This is a genomic window from Xenorhabdus koppenhoeferi (assembly GCF_900116635.1).
In the GTDB taxonomy this organism is placed as follows: Bacteria; Pseudomonadota; Gammaproteobacteria; order Enterobacterales; family Enterobacteriaceae; genus Xenorhabdus; species Xenorhabdus koppenhoeferi.
In genome coordinates, this window is the sequence record NZ_FPBJ01000003.1 from 53975 (window position 1) to 78833 (window position 24859).

15 protein-coding genes and 1 pseudogene are annotated in these 24859 nt (G+C 44.2%); 7 read left to right on the plus strand and 9 right to left on the minus strand.

Annotated elements, in window-relative coordinates; translation table 11 throughout:
* Positions 1-11: 11 nt before the first annotated feature.
* Positions 12-1274 (minus strand): glutamyl-tRNA reductase, encoded by a 1263-nt coding sequence (gene hemA, locus BM329_RS01620; RefSeq protein ID WP_092547934.1) that lies wholly within the window; start codon positions 1272-1274, stop codon positions 12-14.
* A gap of 273 nt (positions 1275-1547) precedes the next feature.
* On the opposite strand from hemA, the gene lolB reads away from it, so the two are divergent.
* The 4 genes from lolB to BM329_RS01640 all read left to right on the plus strand — a co-directional run bounded on the left by lolB (position 1548) and on the right by BM329_RS01640 (position 7040).
* Entirely contained in the window at positions 1548-2165 is a 618-nt protein-coding gene (gene lolB, locus BM329_RS01625; RefSeq protein ID WP_092547937.1) for a lipoprotein insertase outer membrane protein LolB, read from the plus strand.
* Entirely contained in the window at positions 2165-3085 is a 921-nt protein-coding gene (ispE, locus tag BM329_RS01630; protein ID WP_092547940.1) for a 4-(cytidine 5'-diphospho)-2-C-methyl-D-erythritol kinase, read from the plus strand. Before lolB ends, ispE begins: the two co-directional genes overlap by 1 nt.
* A 59-nt stretch (positions 3086-3144) precedes the next feature.
* Positions 3145-4092, plus strand: a complete 948-nt coding sequence (prs, locus tag BM329_RS01635) for a ribose-phosphate diphosphokinase (protein WP_143101199.1) — start codon at positions 3145-3147, stop codon at positions 4090-4092.
* Between the two features lie 944 nt (positions 4093-5036).
* The gene (locus tag BM329_RS01640; protein WP_092547946.1) at positions 5037-7040 is read left to right on the plus strand and encodes an autotransporter outer membrane beta-barrel domain-containing protein; all 2004 of its coding nucleotides are present in this window, start codon (positions 5037-5039) and stop codon (positions 7038-7040) included.
* Positions 7041-7476: 436 nt separating this feature from the next.
* Here the strand turns inward: BM329_RS01640 and ychH are convergent, their stop codons facing one another.
* Entirely contained in the window at positions 7477-7752 is a 276-nt protein-coding gene (gene ychH / locus BM329_RS01645; protein WP_092547949.1) for a stress-induced protein YchH, read from the minus strand.
* A 478-nt stretch (positions 7753-8230) separates the two neighbouring features.
* On the opposite strand from ychH, the gene pth reads away from it, so the two are divergent.
* The 3 genes from pth (at position 8231) to BM329_RS14320 (ending at position 10744) form a co-directional block, all read left to right on the plus strand.
* A complete protein-coding gene (gene pth, locus BM329_RS01650) occupies positions 8231-8821 on the plus strand; it encodes an aminoacyl-tRNA hydrolase (RefSeq protein WP_092547952.1) in 591 nt (196 codons plus the stop codon).
* Between the two features lie 112 nt (positions 8822-8933).
* The gene (gene ychF / locus BM329_RS01655; RefSeq protein ID WP_092547955.1) at positions 8934-10025 is read left to right on the plus strand and encodes a redox-regulated ATPase YchF; all 1092 of its coding nucleotides are present in this window, start codon (positions 8934-8936) and stop codon (positions 10023-10025) included.
* 539 nt (positions 10026-10564) lie between these two features.
* On the plus strand, positions 10565-10744 hold the full coding sequence (locus BM329_RS14320; RefSeq protein ID WP_143101197.1) for a hypothetical protein: 180 nt from the start codon (positions 10565-10567) through the stop codon (positions 10742-10744).
* A 432-nt stretch (positions 10745-11176) separates the two neighbouring features.
* Here the strand turns inward: BM329_RS14320 and BM329_RS01660 are convergent, their stop codons facing one another.
* The 7 genes and pseudogenes from BM329_RS01660 to adiC form a co-directional block, all read right to left on the minus strand.
* Complete coding sequence (locus BM329_RS01660) at positions 11177-18388, minus strand: TcdA/TcdB pore-forming domain-containing protein (protein WP_092547958.1); 7212 nt, start codon at positions 18386-18388, stop codon at positions 11177-11179.
* Between the two features lie 247 nt (positions 18389-18635).
* Positions 18636-20057 (minus strand): aminotransferase-like domain-containing protein, encoded by a 1422-nt coding sequence (locus BM329_RS01665; protein WP_092547962.1) that lies wholly within the window; start codon positions 20055-20057, stop codon positions 18636-18638.
* A gap of 192 nt (positions 20058-20249) precedes the next feature.
* Complete coding sequence (locus BM329_RS01670) at positions 20250-21272, minus strand: endonuclease (RefSeq protein WP_092547965.1); 1023 nt, start codon at positions 21270-21272, stop codon at positions 20250-20252.
* 272 nt (positions 21273-21544) lie between these two features.
* The gene (locus BM329_RS01675; protein ID WP_092547968.1) at positions 21545-21982 is read right to left on the minus strand and encodes a universal stress protein; all 438 of its coding nucleotides are present in this window, start codon (positions 21980-21982) and stop codon (positions 21545-21547) included.
* A gap of 106 nt (positions 21983-22088) precedes the next feature.
* A complete protein-coding gene (locus BM329_RS01680; RefSeq protein WP_092547971.1) occupies positions 22089-22517 on the minus strand; it encodes a universal stress protein in 429 nt (142 codons plus the stop codon).
* Between the two features lie 256 nt (positions 22518-22773).
* Positions 22774-23397, minus strand: a pseudogene (locus tag BM329_RS01685) (nucleoside recognition domain-containing protein); the annotation flags it as partial.
* 133 nt (positions 23398-23530) lie between these two features.
* Positions 23531-24859 carry an arginine/agmatine antiporter gene (adiC, locus tag BM329_RS01690; protein ID WP_092547973.1) on the minus strand — a complete coding sequence of 443 codons (1329 nt, stop codon included), beginning with the start codon at positions 24857-24859 and terminating at the stop codon, positions 23531-23533.

Consider the following 24859-nt stretch of genomic DNA (forward strand, 5'->3'; position numbering starts at 1 on the left):
TTAGAATAGGATTAGTTATGATCCAGCCCAAGGCTGTCCCGTAATAGATTCAGGCGTTCCAAATCGCCATCACTGGCAGCCTGTTGAAGTGATTTTGTTGGTGTATGGATCAGACGATTGGTCAATTGGTGAGTCAATTGGTTAATGATCTGTTCTGCATCTGCACCCTGCCTTATGGACATCAATGCCTTTGCCGTCATCTCAGCCCTAATTTTCTCTGACTGCTCCCGATATTCGCGGATTGTATTAACAGCCTCTTGGGAACGCAACCAATCCATGAAATGGCTGCTCTCTTGTTGCACAATACCTTCAGCCACAATTGCAGCGGCTTTACGCTGGGCAAGATTTTGTCGAATGATGGCCTGTAAATCGTCCACACTATACAGATAGACATCACTCAATTTTTCAACATCCGGTTCAATATCACGCGGAACAGCTATATCAATCAGGAGCATCGGCTGATTGCGGCGTAATTTCAGTGCCCGTTCAACCATGCCTTTACCGATAATCGGCAGGGGACTGGCAGTGGAACTAATTACAATGTCAGCTTCTGCAAGCCGAGTATCAATATCCGGCAAAGAGATAACTTCCGCATTGACTTCGCTGGCAAGTGCCTGAGCGCGCGCTCTTGTGCGGTTAGCGATCATTATGTGGCGTACTTTGTGCTCTTTAAGGTGACGCGCTACCAGTTCAATGGTTTCCCCTGCGCCCACCAACAGGATGCTCAATTGAGAAAGGGATTCGAAAATCTGCCGGGCAAGTGTACAGGCTGCAAAAGCTACGGAGACAGCATTTGCTCCAATATCTGTTTCTGTTCTGACCCGCTTGGCCACCGAGAAAGATTTTTGGAACAAGCGTTCCAGTTCACCCGACAGAGATCGATAATTCTGCGACTCGGCAAAGGCCTTTTTCACCTGCCCTAAAATCTGCGGTTCTCCCAATACAAGGGAGTCCAAGCCACTCGCAACACGCATCAAATGACTGACAGCATCATTATCCAGATGCCAGTAAAGGCTGGATTTCAGGTCTTCAGGATTGATCTGATGATAACGGCATAGCCAATCAATTAGCTGCTCTTTAAAATTTTCCTGCTGTTCAACACTGAGATATAGCTCTGTGCGGTTGCAAGTTGACAGCACAACGCCACCCCGCACCAGCGGCTGCTGGAGCAAGTCATCAAGCGCAAGCCCTATCGTGTCAGGGGAAAAGACCACCCGCTCACGTAAGGAAACGGGCGCTGTATTATGGTTGATACCGAGTGCTAATAAAGTCATTTTAACTGCGTTGAGTTATCACAGGGATCAAATTCATGATGATATTAATAACTATTCTCATAAACTCACACCCTTCATAAGGACTCTCATTGGCCGAGCATTTTACTTGATGCATCAGTCCAATAAAAGTCAATCGAACGGTTCTGCGTTAATTTATTCGAGAATTTTTGCCAAATTTTCGCTAAATTAGCGTGTTGATTATAGACTTGGATGGCACATCCTATACCCAATGGATTTCAAGTTTCAAACTATCCTATTGCCAAGGGTTATTATATGAAAATATCCTCATTCCTTCGCCTTCTCCCTCTTTCGGGTGTTTTACTGACTGCCTGTACAGTCACTCAGCCCCCTGCGGGTACTGGCTCAGAGGATACCCCACAATGGCATGCCCGTGAACAGCAATTGCAAAAACTGGAGCATTACCAGACCCGTGGTTCATTTGCTTATCTGGCCAATGATAAAAAAGTGTATGCCCGTTTTTTCTGGCAACAATATTCGTCTGATAATTATAAATTGCTACTGTTAAATCCGTTGGGTACAACAGAATTAGAATTGTTCGTCGAGCCAAATATGATTCAACTCACGGACAGCGACGGTAAAAAATATCTCAGTAATGATCCTGAGACCTTAATTTATCAACTTACAGATATGAATATTCCGCTAGATAATCTGAAGAGTTGGATTATTGGCTTACCCGGCGATGCCAATAATTTTCAACTGGATGCAAATTATCTGCTGAAATCCGTGAGTGACCGAAAAAGTGGTGAAGTTTGGCGCGTGAATTATCAAGGATACGATACATCAACAATCCCGGCTTTACCCAATCGGCTTGAACTCACTCAAGGAAAAAACCGCATCAAATTAAAAATGGATAACTGGACGATTCAATAATGACCTTAACCTGGCCCTCTCCGGCAAAATTGAATTTATTTTTATATATCACAGGACGGTGTCCCGATGGCTACCACGAACTGCAAACACTGTTCCAATTTCTGGATTATGGTGATGAAATCACTATAACACCCCGTATGGATAGCCAGATCCAACTGTTGACCCCCGTTGCTGGTGTAGATCATGATGATAATTTAATCGTGCGTGCAGCCCGGTTATTACAAGAATATTTATTACAAAAACATTTATTACAAAAGCATTTATCGCAAGATAGCAGAAAGACATCTCAATTTGAAACCAAACACTTAGGCGCAGATATTCACATTGATAAATGTTTGCCTATGGGTGGAGGTTTAGGCGGAGGTTCTTCCAATGCCGCGACTGTATTGATTGCCCTGAATTATCACTGGAAAGCTAATCTGTCCGATGATGAACTGGCACAGATTGGTATCAGCCTTGGCGCAGATGTTCCTGTATTTGTCAGAGGACATGCTGCGTTTGCTGAAGGAATAGGCGAAAAACTCCAGCCAGCTTCACCAGAAGAAAAATGGTTTTTAGTTGCCCACCCCGGAATTGAGATATCAACCCCGACGATCTTCACAGATCCTGAATTAAAAAGAAATTCGCCGATTCGTTCTTTACCCGCATTATTACAGATACCATTCAAAAATGATTGTGAACCAATCGCAAGAAAACGTTTTCGTGAGGTTGAACAGCTTCTTTTATGGCTGTTACAATACTCCCCGTCACGCCTGACCGGAACTGGTGCATGTGTTTTCGGCGAGTTCGAATCAGAAGCATCGGCCCGTAAGGTGTTAAATCAAGCCCCAGAGTGGATGCAGGGCTTTGTTGCGCGTGGTGTTAACATTTCTCCATTGCATAAATTCCGCTCTGGGATACCCGTGTTATTGAACCAATGAACAATGTTTGTTCGATTGGTCAACAATATCTCTCTGGACGCAAGCCTGAGGTTTATCCCGTGCCCGATATGAAGCTTTTTGCTGGTAATGCTACACCTGAACTAGCACAACGTGTTGCCAACCGCCTGTACACTAGCCTGGGAGACGCTGCCGTTGGTCGTTTTAGCGACGGTGAAGTCAGTGTCCAAATCAATGAAAATGTACGTGGTGGCGATGTTTTCATTATCCAGTCCACCTGTGCACCGACCAACGACAACCTGATGGAATTAGTCGTCATGGTTGATGCTCTACGTCGTGCTTCCGCAGGCCGTATTACTGCTGTTATTCCATACTTCGGTTATGCCCGTCAGGATCGCCGTGTCCGTTCAGCACGTGTACCTATCACAGCCAAAGTTGTTGCTGATTTTTTGTCCAGCGTTGGTGTGGATCGTGTTCTCACGGTAGATCTGCACGCTGAACAGATCCAAGGCTTCTTTGATGTTCCGGTTGATAATGTATTTGGTAGCCCAATCCTTCTGGAAGATATGTTCCAGAAAGGTCTGGAAAACCCGATTGTTGTCTCCCCAGACATTGGTGGTGTTGTTCGTGCCCGTGCGATTGCTAAGCTGCTGAACGATACAGATATGGCTATCATCGATAAACGTCGCCCACGCGCAAACGTTTCTCAGGTTATGCATATCATTGGTGACGTTGCTGGCCGTGATTGCGTTCTGGTTGATGACATGATCGACACTGGTGGTACTCTGTGCAAAGCCGCTGAAGCATTAAAAGAGCGTGGGGCTAAGCGAGTGTTTGCTTATGCAACTCACCCTATTTTCTCTGGTAACGCAGTAGAAAACATCAAGAATTCAGTGATCGATGAATTTATCGTCTGTGACACAATTCCTCTGTCTGACGAAATCAAGGCGCTGAACAAAGTTCGTACTCTGACACTATCTGGCATGCTTGCTGAAGCTATTCGCCGTATCAGCAATGAAGAGTCAATCTCTGCCATGTTTGAACACTAATGCTTGAGAGTCTTAGTGCAAATATTAAGCACAAACTTATTCAAGTGATTAAATAAATCATTGTCTGAAAAACCCCGTTGATACATCCGCACAGCGGGGTTTTTCAGTTTATTTAACAAACACCATTAATAATTTCGTAAAAAATAAATAACATTTTTTAATATTTTTCTTATATACACAATGGATTTCAAGTTGCATCGCGACGGCAAGAGAGCAAATCCCCGGGAGCATAGATAACTATGTGAACGGGGTGAGCGAGCGCAGCCAACAAAGAGGCAGTTTGAAAGACGAAGTGTATAAAATAATTATTAATATCAATTTGTTAAATCAGTTTATGTGAATTATTTCCACTCAGATACTCTGCTTTATTTATAAACAAATAAAAATTCATATTCTATAAGAATAATATTTCATTTGGTCCGTCCAGTATCACAATTCTCTGACAATACTGGTGTCAGTACTGGCATCATTGAAAGGTTGCTGCTAACCTGTGGTGCAATTAATGACGGTAGGTTTTTATTTTCTTATGTCATAGTGCAGCATAGTGCAGTATGGATAAATAAGTATTATTTCCAACCTGAAAAAATAAACTTTACTAATAAATAAGCTATCGCTACCTAAATTTAAGGCGGGCTTTTTCTGGCCTAAATTTAGCCAGGGCCGTATCTTATCAGATTATTTCAAGGGGAACTTTTAAAAATGAACATACTAACATCACATTGTATATAAAAAATTCAAATCAGTATGGAAGAACGCCGACAGGAAACCATACTTAATCGACAGCAGTAATTATTAATAAGTTAGCAGTCTGATATAAATTTATTTCGAATATTCAATACATCAGCACCACCCCATTTTATCAATGGAGGCACCGCCGGATGCTGTTTATGCAAAAGCAATATGCTGATCAAAATTAAGAAAAATTATTTTTAAGGAGATTGCCAATGAAAAAAGCATTTTTATTCACACCTGCACTATTAGCTCTGTCGATCAATGCCATTTCTACCGCTAACGCCTATGACAAAGTTTATGTCTTTGGAGATAGTTTGAGTGATGGCGGGAATAAAGGAAGATTTACCACAGATGGCGCGACAAGCCAGTTATATAACGAATACCTTGCGCAACGCATGACTCGCAGCGATTTAACACCTTCTGGTAAGGGTGGCACTAATTATGCTGAAGGTGGTGCAGCTGCATTAGCGCAATATAGTCAATTTGGCTTTAGTACACAAAAGCAGGTAAATGATTATCTGAGTTCCCGTAACAACCGTGCAAATTCTAATGGCGTGTATATTCATTGGGTCGGCGGTAACGACCTTGCCACAGCTTTAATGGCTGGCGCAAAAAAAACAGCAGAAACTAAAAATCCAGAAAAAGGTAAAGAAGTTGCCTATGGTATTGCTCAAGACAGCGCTACCGCAGCTTCTGATCAAATAAACTCACTTGTCAAAGCAGGTGCAGGATTAATTATTGCACCGACTGTTCCTGACGTGAGCACGACTCCCAGGTTGCTAGAAACACTACTCAAAACAGGATTGGAAGGTAAAAAAGTCCCTAAATCTACAATCGATAATATTTTAAAACAAGTCCACCAAGGACTAAACAAGAATGAAATTTCTAACACTCAAGCTCGCGATTTTGCTCTCAAAAAAGTTTTTCATGACTTAGCCATGAAAGCTGAAGCATTGCTCCCTGGAGTATCAGCTAAAGAAATTGAAAAAGAGCTTACAGAGAGCTATGAAAAAGAAAGTCAAAGTGCTTCAAACCTCACCGATCTCTATAACGACTTAGTCGATAAAAAAATCAGCGAAAGTGGTGGCAATATCTTGCGTGCTGATATTAATGGTCTGCTAAAAGAAGCTATGGAAGACTCAACCAGATATGGTATTGATAATACACTGGGTTATGCCTGCCCATATGGTATGAGCGCAGCTGAATGCACCGACAAAAAACCTGGATTCACCGGAGACAAAGAATTCTTATTCTCCGATAATTTTCACCCAACCCCATTGGAGCATAAAATTATCGGCCAATACATTGACTCTATCTATAATGCCCCATTACAGGTAATGGCACTGAACCAAGTCAACCGCGCACCCGTGAAAAGTGCTCTCTCCTCCCTTGATGGTCACTTGCAGCAACTGCGCAATGGCGGCAATGGACAAGGTAAATTTGGTGTTTTCGGTGGCTACACTGGCAGCCAGAATAAAACCTTCACATTGGGAGGGGATTATCAATTGATAGATAATTTGTTGTTGGGTGCAATGTACTCTAACTATAAAGACGAACGTACTCCAGTGGCTAACTTCTCTTATGAAGGACGCGGTCATGTGTTTACAGCGTATGCGCTGTGGAATTATTACAACAACGGCTGGCTGAGTGGCGATGTTCACTATTCACACACCAATTATGACAGTCTGACCCGTAGCATTCAGCTTGGTGAATACACTCGCAGAGAAACCGGCTCTACCACAGGTAAACAACGGGGAGCGCGTATTACCGCAGGTTGGGATATCCCTGTCACGAATTACCTGACCACCAGCCCAATCGTTCAATATGCCTGGGATAAAGGTGATGTCGATGGTTACCGTGAATCCGGTAATAACAGCTCCTCCATGCACTTTGGTAATCAAAATTACAGCTCCAAGGTTGGAACTCTGGGATGGCGGGTAGACACTAAACTGGGTCGCTTCAATCCTTACGCCTCTGTCCAGTTTAACCATCAATTTGATGACACACACTATAAATTGAGCGGCGCGATTAATAGCTCCAGAACCTCTTTTGTGCAGGAAAGTGGAAAACAGAACACCAATTGGCGCCAGTATACTGTTGGTGTGAACGCAAACCTGATCAATAACGTGCGAGGCTTTGCATCCGTGACCCGTAATGACGGCAATGCTCAAGATCCTAACTACAATTTCAGTTTAGGGATCAACGCCAGCTTTTAATTCTGTATAAATATACTACCTAAAAACAGAAATAGAACTATTAATCGAAATGTAAGGCATGACTATTAATGCCTTGCATTTTTTTGTCTCTTCTCTACTCAATATTCAAATGAGCACATTAACACCACGTTGAGTCCTCATATATATAGCCTAACGATTTCGCGCGTAACTATAATTTTAATTTCGGTTTGAATGTCAAATTTTGATAAGATCAATTCAAGATAAAAATTAGAAAATGTACAAAAAGAAAAGCAATTAAGGCGGTAATTTTTTTATCACCTTAATTAAATTAGTTGCTTTTTATACCCATTGGATTTCAAGATGCAGCGCGACGGCGAGGAACGAATCCCCTGGAGCATAGCTAACTATGTAACTGGGGTGAGTGAGCGCAGCCAACAAAGCTGCAACTTGAAAGACGACAGGTATAATATATTAATCATGGGAGTCTATGTTTTTTGCGACGATAACGTTCATCGTAATTTTTTAACCACCAATACTTATCAGCCACTTGTTCCCGTCCACCAATACTGGCTCCTGCCAACCAAATTAATGCCCCCACAAACAGCCCCATTAATGCAACGCCCGTCAATATTTCAGACAACTCCAAATTAAAGACATGACCGAGCAATACATAGGCCAAACTAATAAACATTGCAGCCATTCCCAACCCCATGAGAATGTTACCAAAGATAAAAGCCTTTTTACGTTTCATAAACAACCTCCAATACTTTTTGCGAACGCAATTTGCAAACCCAACGAACTAAAAAGCACGAAAGTAGATAGCTTTCTTTGTATTAATTATAGACTTAATTTTTCAAAGGTTATTGAGGTGACGATCACAATCCGTACAAACTTTAACCTAATTTTTTACATTATGTCGGAATAATATTTATTAATAGTTTGTATTTATCCAAGTAACGGTAGCATGATGAGTATACACTTCGTCTTTCAAACTGCCTCTTTGTTGGCGGCGCTCGCTCACCCTGGTCACATAGTTATCTATGCTCCCGGGGATTTGCTCTCTTGCCGTCGCGATGCAACTTGAAATCCATTGGGTATATATCCTTCAAATTATGCCTTTGTTTTCTGCCTCTAAAAAAATAAAACACATAATGAGTTTTGTACTCAGGCCTTGAGATAGGTAAACTAAGGCCCTTTTTTGTTTTATTGCCAATAAGCGAACCAAAACTGTGAGTAACATAAAATTAATCGTTGGCTTGGCAAACCCTGGAGCTGAATATGTACAGACCAGACATAACGCCGGGGCATGGTTTGTTGATTCATTAGCACAACGCTATAACCAATCTCTAAAAGAAGAAAGTAAATTTTTTGGCTATACCGCCCGTATCAATATAAATGGGCAAGACATCCGCCTGCTGATACCAGCCACTTTCATGAATCTCAGTGGTAAATCTGTCCTTGCCCTTGCCGGGTTCTATCGCATCCAACCGGACGAGATTCTGGTAGCACACGATGAATTGGATCTACCGCCTGGTGTGGCAAAAATGAAGTTAGGCGGCAGCAATGGCGGTCATAACGGCCTGAAAGACATTCAGAACAAATTCAGCAATAACCCTAACTTTCATCGCCTGCGCATTGGTATTGGCCATCCGGGTGATAAAAATAAAGTTGTGGGATTCGTACTCGGCAAGCCACCTGCCAGTGAGCAAAATCTGATTGACGATGCCATTGATGAAGCATTGCGCTGCACTGATATTCTGGTTAAAGATGGCATGAGCAAGGCAATTAATCGTTTACACGCATTTAAAGCCAGCGCCTGACTGGGAGTACGTGGCGCAGCGAGTTATTGCATGTATAATAGCGCCAATTTTGTGTAACTCACCAACAAGCCTATTGCTCGTTGGTTTATAAGTGATTTAAGGTGATAAATATATGGGATTCAAATGCGGTATCGTTGGCCTGCCTAACGTTGGGAAATCTACATTATTCAATGCGCTGACCAAAGCAGGTATCGAAGCAGCAAACTTCCCGTTCTGCACTATCGAGCCAAACACTGGTGTTGTGCCGATGCCAGACTCACGTCTTGACCAATTGGCTGAAATCGTCAAGCCACAACGTATACTGCCGACTACAATGGAGTTTGTGGATATTGCTGGTCTGGTAAAAGGCGCTTCAAAAGGTGAAGGCTTGGGTAACCAATTCCTGACCAACATCCGTGAAACAGAAGCAATCGGCCATGTTGTGCGTTGCTTTGAAAACGACAACATCATCCATGTTTCAGGTCAGGTTGACCCTGCTGCTGATATTGACATTATCAATACTGAGCTGGCTCTGTCGGATCTGGATACCTGCGAACGCGCTATTCAGCGTGTACAGAAAAAAGCCAAAGGTGGTGATAAAGATGCTAAAGCAGAACTGGAAGCTTTAGAAAAATGCCTTCCCCACCTCGAACAAGCGGGTATGCTGCGTGCTTTAAACCTGAGTGCAGAAGAAAAAGCAGTTATTCGCTACCTGAGTTTCCTGACGCTGAAACCAACCATGTACATTGCTAACGTCAATGAAGGTGGTTTCGAGAATAACCCATACCTTGACACTGTTCGTGCCATCGCAGAAAAAGAAGGTTCTGTCGTTGTTCCTGTTTGCGCTGCGATTGAAGCCGATATTGCAGAACTGGAAGATGCCGACCGCGAAGAATTCATGGCTGAACTGGGTCTGGAAGAACCGGGGTTGAATCGTGTTATTCGTGCGGGCTATGAGCTGCTGAACCTGCAAACTTACTTCACCGCCGGTGTAAAAGAAGTGCGTGCCTGGACAATCCCTGTAGGCGCTACGGCTCCGCAAGCAGCGGGTAAAATTCATACTGACTTTGAAAAAGGCTTTATCCGTGCCCAAACCATCGCGTTTGAAGATTTCATCACTTACAAAGGTGAACAAGGTGCGAAAGAAGCAGGTAAAATGCGTGCAGAAGGGAAAGATTATATCGTCAAAGATGGCGATGTGATGAACTTCTTATTTAACGTCTGACTTTTATACCCAATGGATTTCAAGATGCAGCGCGACGGCAAGGGAATGAATCCCCAAGAGCATAGCTAACTATGTAACTGGGGTGAGTGAGCGCAGCCAACAAAGCTGCAACTTGAAAGACGACGGGTATATGTCTCAGGCATCTAACGATGCCTTATAATTAGCAGAAAATTCATTAAAATCCACGTAATTCAACGTGGATTTTAACTTTCAGTAGCTTTTTTATATAAAAACCTCAGAGATACATCATTGTTATTTTATAAACAAATCATAAATGCATTGGACAAATAGATAGCCAAAATATAGAACACTTGCAAGAATAATCACGTTCAATTCTGATATTGAACATGTTGTAAACGTCGATATATTTATCCATTATGAATAAATGAAATATTGAAACATGAATAGAAAATCAGTTGCTTTTATATTGTCATGAATCTATCACTGTTAACATCACAGAGTGAATTTCATGAATGCAGCCAACAAGGCTGGAAAACGACAAGTACTTTTATTTACACACATAAAGAAGGTATGAAATTATGAACAAAAAATTAGTTGCTTGTATATTAACCTTTATTATCGGAACAACTGTTACTGCTAATGCCTCAGCTTTTGCTTGTAATATCTTTGGTCCCTCAGCCAAACAAATCTGCTTAGGGGGCTGCGATTTGCTATCAGATAAGGGTTTCTTAGGTTTCCTCAAAAAAGCCTGTATATAATCAACATCCAGTGTATTTAAAATATAAATTCTGTTTCATCAATGATTGTATAAAATAAATCTGCATATCAGGCACGTAACCATGAAAATCGCTTTTAATAGTCTTAATGTAACAATCATTGGTGAACTGTTTGTGTTTAATGCTTATTTATGATTATTGATTTATAATTTAAACTGGATTCTTAAAGTAAAGAGTTTTAAACTAAATTATGATTAATGGTTTAGTTTATTAAATTATAATAGCGGGAGTTTTTACTGCGTTACTGTCCAAGCATGTAATCAAAACTCCCACTATTATTTATTATTATCTGTTCGCATTTATTGTGTTTTTTTTACCAACTAAATTGAATACTTTATCCTTCCAAAGATTTGGATAAATTAACCCTTAAATCAAATTCGAGAGGCATTTAGCCTCTCCTGTCGTTTCCTATACTTAGCTTATGACAAATCTGGAATCAGGTAACAAAAGCGGCTGTTCAACCTTGGCAGATTGAAGACTTTGCAGCGGGTTCCCCTGAACACTACCAGAATCACGAAATGAAGCCATTGCTTCAATCAGATTTGCCGGGTTAAGGCCTTCCGTCTCTGAGACAGTAGTGACTGTATGAGCCTCAATGGCTGGTTGCCTGCTGGCCCAGGATAAATCCATCAGTACGCTATTAGTGTCCCCCTGTTTGCTAATGCTCTCGACTAGGCTCTCCACGTCAAGCATCGGAGAACCCTTCCCCAGATTGATATTCAGATGATTATGGACTTTGGCCTGACTACCAAATACCTGACGCACCACTAATGCCGTTCCGTTGCCAGAGTCGGTCAACATCAGATCATTATCGTGCCGGCTCACCAGAATGCTCTCCGGATTGGTTATCGGTAAGATCAGACGATCCAAAGCCCAATTCTGATCGTTATTATCGATAATCACCGTACGATAGTGGTCCCACATCTCCTTACTGAGTTGATAAGTGTCGTTATTGGCTCCACCATACAGTACCAGACTATCAACACCGTCAAGGATTGGTGGCGTAAGAATGTCATTGTCCTCTCCTCCCTGAAGCAACAAAGATGAATTAATTCGCTTCACCCCATTAATTTTATTGAGTATCTCACCTCTGTCATTATTGAGCTGGTACAGTTGCTGAGTTGCCTGGTCATACACATACGCCACCTTATTTTTTGCATTGATTCCGACAAAACTAAGATGGTCCGAGGCTGGAATTCCATTGCCTGCAAATATCTGACCGCTGTCAACATCAAACCAACTTGGTATACTGCTACTCTGCAAGGTCAGCACCCCTTCGACATGCCACTGATCGGCAAGTTTAGTGAGTGCCTGTTGCCGGCCGGTCACGTTGTTCTGCTGCCATTCTTTGTCAACACCCACTAACTGTAACTTGCCATTATTGGACCGCAACAAAATCTCGCCCTTGGTTGTGATCAGGCGCATGCCAACATCAACCAGCTGTACTTCTTTGAGAGACAACTCAGGGGTCAATTCACTGGCAACAGGAAGTTGTGCCGAGGTGTCAAGCACATGGTCGGAGCCAAAGGTGGCAACCAACGCATTCGCAGGAATCGCGGGCTGGAGATATAATTTACCGCTTTCAGGCTCAAAGAGCCGTGCGGAAGTGCCGCCCGTTTCGAACCCCAGAAACTGTAATGACTTACCCTGTAATGCCGCTGAAGCCACTACCACCTGTCCGTTGTGATACCATACCGGCAGTTGGCTATTGCCATCAGAGCCTTTAACTCCAAACACTGCCAAGGTAGCCCCGCTGCCAGTAACGCTGGCCAGATCCTGCCACCAGTGAGCACGTCCCTTGAGCCAATGCTCATTAACTGCTTCATAGTTAAGCTGTCCCAGAGCATTGAGTTGAGCCACACGCCCATCCTTAGTGATGGCAAGCAAGCTACCATTCAGGTTGACCACGTTGGCCAATGGTGGAGTACTGACGCACAATGCGGTGGGATGGCTGGCGTCAAGAACAGTCTGCCCGGGGCCTTCCTGACGGAAAAGAACCTTATGTTTATTACTGTAGAAGAAGAACACTTCTTTACCAGAGAGGTCGGAAATACTGCCCGCTAACACCAGATCGGCCGGCATCTGCCAGGCGGGGCCGGTTTCTTTATATGCTTCGGAGTACAAGGTATGATCTGCTGGCGGCTCCAGATTCGGCTTGATCAACGTCCCATCGTTGGTACGTATCCAGTAGCGGTGCGCCACACCAGCCGTATCCATACCAAACACCGTGATCAGGTCCGCACTAGTCGGTTGAATCTGTCGTGCATCCAAGGTATACATTGATGTCCCATTCTGGATGCTATTGTTCTCGTAGCCCTGGAGTATCGCCCCAAGCACATCACCCTGTCGGTCGGTGTTTGCCAAATGCTGGAGCAACTCATCATCACCCACCGCACTGACTAATTCCATTCGGTTATCAATGATCCGATAACCCAGCTCAGCTTCTCGCGCTTTCAGCCGATAATTGCGCGCCAGATAAACAGCATCCCCTTCTTGCCATAGTCGACTGATCTTGCCCGCATTATGGTTGAACCACGGCATAAACTGCGCATCAACCTGCCCGGTGGCGATGTCTACCCGCCACGCCGCCGCGTTATCGGCGTCGTAGAAATAGGCGTGGTCGTCCATCACTGCACCCAGTTGGGCGTGTTTAGCCTGTTCGAGGGGAGTATCGGTGAATATCATCCGCTCCCAGGCAACGTCGTAAAAGGCTTGACCAACATTGCGCCCGTTGTAGTTGTAGTTCTCCACCACCACATATTGCCCGTGCAACTGGTGCGCTTTGGCCAGATCTTTCAAATGTTGCTCGATTTGCTGACCGGATACTTGCCACTTGCTCGCATCCTCTTTCACCACATCAGCTGTCAGTTTGGAGAAGTTGATTTCGCGCATCTCGTTTTTGCTGTTGACCACCAGCACCTGTCCGTTCTGGGATGGGTCTAGTTCCACCACGACCCCACCGATTTCCACTACCATTACACCGCTTTTCGGTGGTTTTTTTGGGAAGTTGATAGTGCCGTTATCGAGTGAGCTGCTATCAATGATCCAGCGTGATGGTTTATTGCCACTGCCGTCCGGTTTGAGAACGTCGCTCATGAGCTTCACGCTGGTGCCTTCGTTCAACCCGATCAGATACTCGCCACCTGCGCCTTTGATCTCGTAATGCAGGTAGCCGTGCAGCTCCTTAGGTAGTTCTGGCACTATCAGTTTCCTGCTGCTCTGGTCAAGTATGACTTCAATAGGTGTTGCGACATACTCTTGATGAATCCTGCGGATCGTAACCTCGCCCGGAAAAATGTAAAAATCATAGTCGAAGCCCTTACTCTCTTCGAGCCTGCGGATTACATCGAAACCGGTATCATGGCGTGTAGTTGCGCCCGGTAACTGCATATATTCGTATTTAATAAAGGACTTGGGTGTGCCCGGCAAAATCAGCACGTTGCTGTCACTGTACTCGAGATCACGGGAAGCCTTTTCATAACCGATCCCGCTGCGTACCTCAATTGCCTGGCTGCGATCGTGCACCATCCTTGGAAAATCGCCGATCCAGAAGAAATAATTGATTTTCCCTGAGCCTGTAGAGCCAGAATGGGTACGATAGATGTACTGACTATCGAAGTCGATCTGATGATTACGCAGATCAAGAGTTTTGATCACCGCACCCGGCAGGGGCACCAGCACCTTATTCTCGTTGTCATACTTATAGCCATTACCCTTGTAGGCATTGTCGAGCATGTCAAAATAGAGGCCCACATTCTTGGCATTATTAGCGACCGCACTAAAGGCTTGAGCCAATGCGGTAAAGCCCACGGCCAATCCGCCGAGGAGTACCCCAGCACCACCGAGGACTGCCGCGGCCGTTGAGGCACCGACCAATCCGGCACCTGCCCCGGCAGCACCGGTAACAAAGCTGGCCGAATCAAACGCCAGTTGAGTCCCGAATACCGCTTTCTGTGTGTCAGTTTCGGCATGGGCGAGTTCATAGACGTCCAACCCAATAGAGGCTACACCAAAAAGCAAGCCTATGCCTTCGTTGGCGGTATGGGCCAGCGCTGAAGAAAACTCCTTGAGTGAAGTTTCGGCAGCCACCATTTCGCCGCGCAATGCTGTACGCACCAGCTCGGTAACTTTAACCACATCGTTTACGCTACTGTGTGCCATTTGAGCGTAGTTGAGGTAACTGTGGATCTTGAGTGCAGCGGCCAGGTCAGGTGAAGAAATCCCATGTGCCGCATCGTTGCGGTTTTTGTTGGCAAACCACTGGATCAGTGTCTGTACCGCAAACCCAGCGTTGAGCCCATCAACCGGCGCTGCTTCGCCGACACCACCATTGTGCCGTATCTGGCCACGTTCAAGGGTGAAGTGCTGATTCAGGGTGTGCATATGCTCATCAATAAAATGGCGAAATTTGACAAAGGTGTCATCCTTGCTACTTATCCACTTATCCTCAAGGGTATCGCGATTGATGAACTGGACGCGGTAGTCGCCTTCACTCTGTTCCTTAATATTGTCAAACACCGGTATCCAACGCTGGTCAAGCTTGTTTTCCCGGGCAAGATCTGTAATGGCTTTGTCAAATCTTGCTCCCCACTGCTCAGCATCAAGGGTAGCCAAGGCAGTGCGTGTCTGAGCATCCCCGGCAATCTTCTCTTGGGCATTGACTGTTTTCTTGACCCACTGCCGTTGTTCTATAACCGTGGCCAGTTCATCGGGACGGGTCAAGTCAGCCACATTCAAGCCATTGCCCACCGGTATTTTTGCCATCTTGACAGGGTCGATCTCCACCAGGTTGAAGGTGGGGGTCAACTTGCTGCCAAGTGAACCATAATGAACGGCCAGTTTGCGTCCCACTAAGTGTTTTTCCATGGCACTGGAGAAATTTTTCGTGCTATCAAACGCAAAAATTCCGAAATTTGGATCATAGAAATAGTATCGACGCCCTTCCGCTCCAACAATAACTCCCACCATCATTGAGTGATTCCGGGTATTGATAGCAAATGTCGAGGTGCCAGCCGATTCTCTCAGCAGGGAAACAGCCTCGGATAATGTAACCTGCCCTCGTACCGTTGATGCCTGTACAGCCTCAACATTGGAGTGCAATTTTACCAGACTGTTTTTTAGCAGTGTGGAACTGCCCGCCTGAGGGGAAGCGGCGGCAAAGAAGAGTTTTTCCACCAGACTGTTGATTCCCGCCTCACCATTGCTGGCGAGCGCCACCGCCATAGCCCTGACCAAGGGATAGCAACGGCCGCCTGAGACGTCTCCGACCAATGACAGATAGAAATCTTGTGGCACCAGGTGGCTGGAAATACTTCCGGTACGTTGAAAATCTTCGCTGAATACCGCTGACTGCTTCAGTACTTGATCAATGTATTCAGCTTGACTCGCTTCAGTGATGCGACTGATTAAAGCGCCTCGTTGCTGATGAGTTAGTTGGCCCCCCAAAAACAGACTTTTCATCTCCAGAGCCGACATCCTGTCGTTAAAACCTGGAATGCTGACATCCTGAAAGTTTCGCAAGCCATCAGTCAACTCAGTATTCGCTTCCCTTCTCTGATAAGCTTCAGCGATAGCATAACGTTCGCCCAAGCTGAGGTTGCGCTCCTGACCGCCGCCCTGAATAGCTGTATCATTAATCTGCAACACGGCATCTATACTGTTCTTGGATTTAATCTGCTGCCATAACCAGCTTTGTTCGACAGAGAACACTTCACACAAAATTGAATCGTATTGCTCCTTGTAGAACTCCAGCGTAATATCGAACTGTTTTATCTGTTGATCAATCAGGGCAAGTTGAGAGCTTTTTCTGGTGCTGTTTCGGATATTATACAGTTTGTTTCGTTTGTCCACCAATGGCTGAGTCTCTGCCGTGATCTTGGCTTGAACCTCGTCACGCAACTCAATCCACGCTGCAATAGCCGGGTGATGAGGAGAAAACTCCTCCCCTTTATATATACCATCAGAGACCCCTTCGACTGGTATTCCGAACTGGGTAGCGACTTTTTTGAGTTTTTGGTGAATTTTTTCACGGTAATCAGTGAATTGGGTCTGATTATTCTCAGTCACTTGGCTATTAGCGACCTGAACCGCTATGGGTTCCTCGCCACTGCGTAGCTTCGGCCAGAGCATATGACCGTCTCGCTGATACTCCTGACGCTGGAACACCAGTTGCCATTCACCATTGACGTATTGCATGTAAGCCGCAGCAAGACCTTCAGCAGTACCTGCTACTTGATAATCCTTATAGTCCACTGCCATGACCACATTGTCATACAGCAACGAACTGTTAACCCGACCATCATGGTAGACTCGATAAGTATTGTCATCAAGGTTGGTCACCACAATTGAACATCCCGACAATGACCCGGTGAACAGAAAACTTCCCGGAACCGCCTGCTTAGGAATATCCACATAGGCAGGCAACGCATTAGCTTGATTTGCACCGTTGTAACCGAGGAAATATGCCGGCACGGTCTTCGCGTCATCCTCAGAGAGATCACTCGTGCTTAGGTCAGTGTATTCGACTTCGTATAAACCTGTCTTAACCTTTACCAACTGAGCACGTCCCTCTGCCGGCAGTCTCCCCGCCCTGGTTAATGTTTCTACACTGATGGTGTTGGATTTAGCGAACGAAATTGGATCGATGGCAAGCTGTTGAATATCGGCACTGCCTTGGCGGGGTTCAGTTCCATCCCCCATAGGCACGAGCCTCCCCTTAAGCTCACGATCCCGTACCGCTTGTGCCAGCAATGCTGGGTTGGATACATCATATCCTCGCTTCTGCAAGATTCTCGTCAGGGTCTTCTCAATCGGAGTACCGGTGAGCAAGGACTCTGTACCTGCCACCGCGATCAGCTGTGCCCGGGATTGACCATGACTGCTCGATTCACCTTCAACTGTTTCAGAATAGGCAATACCTTTGCCTACGAGATACATGCCAGTCGGAATATGTTTGGTAAAGGCTGTCGCAGGCAGTAATTCATTGAGCTTACGACCAATATCATGAGCATGCTCGATCCCTGCACGGGAAAGATAAATCACAGCCTGGTCGGTACGGCGGCCCAGATTCTTTGGTCCCATAATTTTGGCCTGTTCCAGCCAACCGCGATTATCATCATTGAACAACTGAGTCAACGCACTGGCAAGCGAATTGAAATGAGCCTTGTCAACGTTGACAGTTAGCCTCGCACCAGTCCGGGATCGAGTACTATGGCGTTGTTTGAAATCTTTGGGAAGCACTCGGAAAGCATCGGCAGTGCCCAGGACAGTATCAGTTTGAGAAAACAGAGCTGTCTTCTCGCTGCCTTGTACCAAAATATCGACAGTCGGGGTACGTTCCGCCAGTGCTTTGATATAATTGACAAAGAGTTGTTGTTCGTCTTCATTTAGACCGCTGATACCAACTGGCTTGTCATTGCTATAGCGCATATAAGCGTCTTTCTCCAACATCTGCTCCAGCATTTTTTGCTTGCTGATCAGATTAGGGGTCCACTTGTTATCACTTTCTTTGAACCCTCGCTTAATAGCTTGGATCAACGCCTTGATATCCGGTTTCCGCTGCGCCTCTTTAAAAGTCTCCCGTGCTAACACAAGCAGAGATTGGTAGCTATTATTGGTATTGGGCATGATAATTCTCCTTAAAAAAATCCTACTGTCCAATTGATAAACTCTACGGGTTACAACACATTAAGTAGGATTATGACAAGTTCTTCAGCCCGTCTGGGCGAGAACTCAATCCTTCATCTGCAAAGCCCATAGCTGGGCTGCGAACCCACCTAAAGTGAATAGTTAGAAATAAGACGTACTAATAAAAGGGTAATGACCCATATTGAGATCAGAAGATTTAAGTCGGAAACTGCTCTCATATGATTGATTACCCGCATTCCCTTAAAATCATGTGACATAAATTACCCAAATCTTCCATTGCCAAAGCTTGCTCTTCATTCCATGCAAACGAAGTATTCAAGCGGAAAGCGTGATCAAATTGAGAACTGGTAGAAAACATGCTACCCGGCGCAATGCTAATATTTTTCGCTAACGCCAGCTGATGTAACCGATTAGCATTGAAAGGCGGCTCAAATTCCAGCCAAAGGAAATAACCTCCACGGGCACTATTCACTTTCACAGATTGAGGGAAATATTCACGGATTGCCCGTAGTATCTGACTTTGTCGCTGTTCCAATTGGCGTCGCAAGCGCCGCAGGTGATTGTCATATCCCCCCTGAGCCAGATAATCCGCAATTGCCAACTGTGTTGGCGTACTGGCAGACACCGTACTCATCATCTGTAATTGCTGAATTTTCTGCGCATGTTTTCCCGCTGCTACCCAACCGACCCGATACCCCGGCGCAAGGCATTTTGAAAATGATGAGCAATGCATGAAATTATTTGTTGTATCCCATGATTTTATCGGCGCAGGAGGCTCTTGTTCGAAATACAATTCACCATATACATCATCCTCAATCAAAGCAATTTGGTTCTGATTCAGAATCTCTACCAGCCGTTGTTTATTTTCAGAAGACATTGTGCAGCACAGTGGATTTTGATAGCGCGACATCAACCAACACGCTTTGATCGGGTATTTTTGTACAATCTCTTCCAATGTATCCAAATCAATGCCTGTCTGCGGATCAGTCTTGATGGCGATCGCTTTCAAACGTAACCGTTCTATCGCCTGCAATGCACCATAAAAAGCCGGTGATTCAATCACCGCCCAATCCCCAGGAGAAGTGACGGATTGCAGGCTGAAACTTAATGATTCCATAGCACCCGCAGTAATGACGATTTCATCCGGCGAAATATGGATGCCGTGGGAAGCATAGCGACGGGATATATTCCGCCGTAATTTTTCATTACCGGGCGGAAGATTTGCCAGCGAATTGTGTGGAACAAAACGACGGGCGACTGAAGCCAGTGTTTTTGACAATTTAGGGTCTGACAATAAAGAAGGATCGGGAAATGCCGAACCGAAAGGAATAATTTGCGGATCTTTACATGCCTGTAAAACATCAAAAATTGAAGCACTAATCTCTACACTCTCGCTTAAATTCAGCCCTTTCCCCCCTTTTGCCGCCGCAAAAGGTTTTAAGCGAGTGGCAACATAATACCCTGATTGAGGACGTGCTACGATCCACCCCTGACTTTCCAGTAGTTGATAAGCTTGCAGCACCGTCATCAGACTCAGACCTGACGATTTAACCGACTCTCTCAATGATGGCAACCTGTCACCAACTTGCCATATATCGTCTTCTATTTGTTGGCGGATCACTCCCGCTAATTGTTCATAACGCGTCATAAGCCCGGCCTTTGCTTAAATTGTTATAGTTATATTTCAATTAAGATTAAAAAACATAAAAAAAGCGGAACCGAAATTGAGATTCAGTCCCACTTTAATTAATAGTGTTAATTTTTACTGAAACATTTTTTAACTTTTCATTGATAATATAGTGAATAATAATCACAAAAAGCCAAGCATTCTCCCTTCTCATTACTTCTTGCAATTACCTGCCAAATGATATCCTGTTTTTCTGGCTTCGGCTTCAGAGCGAAAATAAACAGCATTCTTATCTGCCACTATTTTATAACCAGAGCAGTGTTCAAAATGATAAATCTGGCTATTCTTATTTCCTTTTATCGTCTCACCGTGCACTGTTTTTGATGCAATTTTTTTACTTGGTGTCGAATTGTTCTCAGCATGCAGATTATTCAGCTTTGAAGCACTCTTTTGAGACACCAAACTCTTTTGAGCCACCAAACCCTGAACTGAATTTTTGTGTCTCACTTCCCACTTCTTACTGCCAGTCACAAATGGGTTATGGTGCCCCATAGACCGGGCAATTCGGTTATCCCTCTTACGCTCCCAGGCATCCACAGGATACTGACTATCCCATGCCATCATCAATTGTTGTTGCCGACGTGACATTGTAAGGTTATAACGATCATGCATATAAAAGTTGATTCTGGCTACCATACCTTTCACTCTGTCGCGGGGCTCAAACAAGCGTGATTTAAAATCCACCTTACTGCTACATGCCCCATACATATTAGGTATATTTCTGGCAACCATTCCATAACCAAAATTACTGCGATCACTATTAACTTCACCAATGGATGGCGCTAAATTATGCATATCCGATTCAATCACGCGGAACCCCGGATCTGTATCAACACAGTTTTTCCGTCCGCCGTTTTGCCAACATTGACGTTGATGACCGAATACCCATGCCGGAACTATATGTTCCCATTCAATGCGCTCTGCTCTTGTTTGCTGTGACCTTACATGGTAGCCACAAGAAGCCAAATTAACACGCCCGCCGCTTTTACCAACCCATTGCCAATCACAACCACAATACAATGTACCTGAACCTGATTTCGTTTGATCACCATAGACATTTTTTCTTGATTCAACTTTGGCTTGCTCGAAGTTAACTGGAGCATTCCATGCATTGAAAGATACGGCTAATCCGAAGACCAAAAGATAACATGCCCAAAGGCTAATTTTACTATTCAAAATAATAATACCTATTTATTGTACATAACATCCTTCTATTATCCTGCAATGACAAATCCCCAGTCACATAGTTCACTGTACCCGTCGTCTTTCAAGTTGCAGCTTTGTTGGCTGCGCTCACTCACCCCAGTCACATATTAGCTATGCTCCTGGGACTCATTCCCTTGCCGTCGCGCTGCATCTTGAAATCCATTGGGTATATATGACTGGAGATTAATTCACTTTTTGTCACTCTACAACTCGAAATCCACTGAGTATTAAAACAAAATTAATTACCGAACAATTAATACTGAGGTATTGGCATATCCCACAATACTTGATGCATTTGAACCCAATAGATGCGTTGTAATATCCGGCCGACGTGATCCAACAATAATTAGATCAGCGCCAATTTCATGGGCAGTAGACAGCACTTTATCTCGCGGAGAACCAAAGGCAACAGAGAACGATATTCTATCTTTAGGTAAATCGATTTTTTCTACGACTTTTTTAAGTTCTTCTTCAGAATTTGCAATTGCTTTTTTAGCAAAAGAACTCAATAAATCATAATGATAACTGTAACTCACAGAAAATCTTGATATATCTGGCACTGAGTGAAACAGGTGAATCTTTGCATTAGATATTTTTGCCAAATATTCTGCATGTTTAATTGCATTATCAGTTAATTGATCTTCTGCAATATCAATCGGAACTAAAATCGTGTTATACATATACATTCCCCTGTAATCGGATATAACTGTAGTTATTGAACCCAACCAGTAAAGCCGTCACTAAAAATCTATATAACCATTAATTCACTATTCCTGATGACAATTATTATCGAACTACTAATACAGACGTTTTTGCGTATCTGACAACCCCGGAGGAGTTAGAACCCAGTAAGTGTGTAGTGATGTTAGGCCGTCTTGAACCAAGGACGATTAAATCAGCATCAATTTCACTTGCCGTAGCAGTGATTTCGTCTCTTGGTGAGCCAAATGCAATTGAATAAGAAATACGATCAATCGGTAAGTCAATGGAATCCACCAGCACTTTCAAGTCTTTCTCCGCCTTGATAGTCGCTTTGTCTTTAATTTCCATATAGCCTAATGCATAAGCATTGATAATCGCTGACGAAATAGGCAATACATGTAAAAAATGTAATTTAGCCCCTGTCTCTCTGGCGATTTTAAGCGCGCAGTCAACAGCCTTGTTAGTTAGATCTTCTTCTGAAATATCTACTGGTACTAAAATAATTTTGTACATATGCACGCTCCTATTACCTGAAATACCGAGTTATCCTGATTTCTTTAGTATATTGAAATTCAGGCAACTTACTGTGAGTTATCTAACACCTAAACATGTTAGCTCCTATGTCCTTCATTTTTCAAGTTACCGATTTATTGACCACGAGCTTAAATCAATGCCCTTGCAACTAAATGCCCTTACAACTAATAGGTATATCCAACTTCATTGCAAAGGACTAATTTTATAAACTCATAAATAGCCCTGCTATCGTTGCACTCATAAGGTTGGATAGAGTTGCTTCAATAATGCTGGCAGGGCGTTTTTCGCTAAATGAGATTTGACCAAATTGAACTTGTGAAGCCTCCGTCGCAGGGCTAAGCAAACGAGCAAATACAATCCCTCCTGGGATTGCCATCAATGATGCAGCCAAAAGGTATTCTATCGGCACTCCCAAACCTGCATACCCAACCAGCATGTGCAGCGCAATGGAGGCCATTCCGCTGCACATGACGGTAAAAAGCTCATTACGATTCATTTGATTGATAAAAAGTTTTAAAACCGCAGGAAGCTTATTTTCCCCTAAAAATATGGTTGTTACCGCGGCAAAGGACTCAACTTTGCTAATTTTCATTGATTTCTGAAATAAATACCCCAGGATATTAATGATCCATTTCATAATTCCAAGATAATAAAGAATCGATATTAAAGAGGTAATAAAAATAATGGCCGGCAACACTTGAAATGCAAAAATAAACCCAGCACCATCAAATAACTCATTCATCTTCGTACTAACCAAGCCACCGAAAATAAATGAACTTCCTGCTGAGCTATAAGAAATTATACTATTAACTCCACTGGCGATATTATTAATCAGCCATTTTCCCGCAGGAATATATACCCAATGGCTTTCAAGAAGTCTGCACAAGGAGTAAGGAGGTGCTCTACAATTTTGGAGTGCTATTTAATAAAAAAGGTGCTGATATTCCAGCACCCAATATGAATAACAAAATAAACAATATCCAAAATCCGATTTACTCTTTTTTATCCAGAGGAAAAGGTACTGGATGTTTCGTGTTGTAGTTAAACGTATACATAGCCGTGATTATCATCATCACAACCAGCGTCCATACCACCTCTTTCGCCCCTGTGCCCAAAACAGCCCAGATACAATACATAAAGGCAATGAAAGTGATGACAGTATATCGTCCCTTTTCTTGCCCAAGGTGACCATGCCCGATGAGCAACAAGGCCGCACAGGTATACAAATAAGGTATCAAGGTAAAAATAACCGAAACAGAAGAAACTAACCCAAACTCCTTAGCTGCATTTGGAGACACACTGCTGAGTTGGAAAATTGTCATCAGGACACCAAGGATCAACAGACCAGCCACCGGCGTTCCCGCTTTATTCACTTTGGCAAAAATCGCAGGAAACAGCCCATCATCTGCGGCCGCTTTAGCTGTCTGCCCGGCCAATAATGTCCAGCCTCCAAGTGAGCCTAAACATCCGGCCGCGGCACAAAAGGCAACAATCGCACCGGCAGTATCTCCCAGCGCCAATCTGGCCGCATCGCCAAAAGGAGATGATGAGATTTTCAACGCTGCGTTAGGGATCATCCCCATAATCACGCTACTGGACAGGACATAACAGACAGCAGCAATAAGCACACCGCCGATGGTGGCAATCGGTACATTGCGTTTAGGGTCCTTAACCACGCCGGCAGCAACCGAAGCACTTTCAACACCGATAAAAGACCATAATGTGACGTTCAGAATACTTTGGATTGCACCGAAGGTATTCAGTCCACTTACATTCCAGGCATCCATGTATGTTTTGCCATTAAACCAGAACCATCCTAATACCACTGTCGCTACAATTGGGATCAAGGCCAATGTAGTCGCTACAGCCTGAACGCGAGTAATAACATGTGGCCCAATAATGTTCAAAAAGACAAACATCCACAGTATTGCTATACATGTGATGGTCAGGACAATCGGATCTTTTAGGATTGGGAAAAAATAGCTAAGATAACCAACCCCGATCACGACCATCGCGATATTACCGATCCAGCACGCCAGCCAATACAGTACGTTGGTCTGGTACCCCAAAAAAGGCCCGAAGGCCCGCCGTGCATAGGCATAAGAACCCCCCGGACTATCATCCAGTGAAGATATCTTGGCATACACTATCGATAGCCCGACAGCACCAATGATAGTTACCAGCCAGCCGAGAATGGCAATACCTCCTGTTGCAGCCAAACTGGCGGGCAGCAAAAAAACGCCTGATCCCATGATGTTACCCGCAACCATCAGTGTAACGGGAACCAATCCGACTTTTTTCGCCTCTGAAACTGTAGCCAT

Coding starts and splice junctions, on each gene's coding strand:
- BM329_RS14320 (WP_143101197.1), top strand. CDS start 10,565: ATGAACAAAAAATTAGTTGCTTGTATATTAACCTTTATTATCGGAACA.
- BM329_RS01675 (WP_092547968.1), bottom strand. CDS start 21,982: ATGTATAACACGATTTTAGTTCCGATTGATATTGCAGAAGATCAATTA.
- hemA (WP_092547934.1), bottom strand. CDS start 1,274: ATGACTTTATTAGCACTCGGTATCAACCATAATACAGCGCCCGTTTCC.
- lolB (WP_092547937.1), top strand. CDS start 1,548: ATGAAAATATCCTCATTCCTTCGCCTTCTCCCTCTTTCGGGTGTTTTA.
- ychH (WP_092547949.1), bottom strand. CDS start 7,752: ATGAAACGTAAAAAGGCTTTTATCTTTGGTAACATTCTCATGGGGTTG.
- BM329_RS01660 (WP_092547958.1), bottom strand. CDS start 18,388: ATGCCCAATACCAATAATAGCTACCAATCTCTGCTTGTGTTAGCACGG.
- ychF (WP_092547955.1), top strand. CDS start 8,934: ATGGGATTCAAATGCGGTATCGTTGGCCTGCCTAACGTTGGGAAATCT.
- BM329_RS01665 (WP_092547962.1), bottom strand. CDS start 20,057: ATGACGCGTTATGAACAATTAGCGGGAGTGATCCGCCAACAAATAGAA.
- BM329_RS01680 (WP_092547971.1), bottom strand. CDS start 22,517: ATGTACAAAATTATTTTAGTACCAGTAGATATTTCAGAAGAAGATCTA.
- BM329_RS01640 (WP_092547946.1), top strand. CDS start 5,037: ATGAAAAAAGCATTTTTATTCACACCTGCACTATTAGCTCTGTCGATC.
- ispE (WP_092547940.1), top strand. CDS start 2,165: ATGACCTTAACCTGGCCCTCTCCGGCAAAATTGAATTTATTTTTATAT.
- adiC (WP_092547973.1), bottom strand. CDS start 24,859: ATGGCTACAGTTTCAGAGGCGAAAAAAGTCGGATTGGTTCCCGTTACA.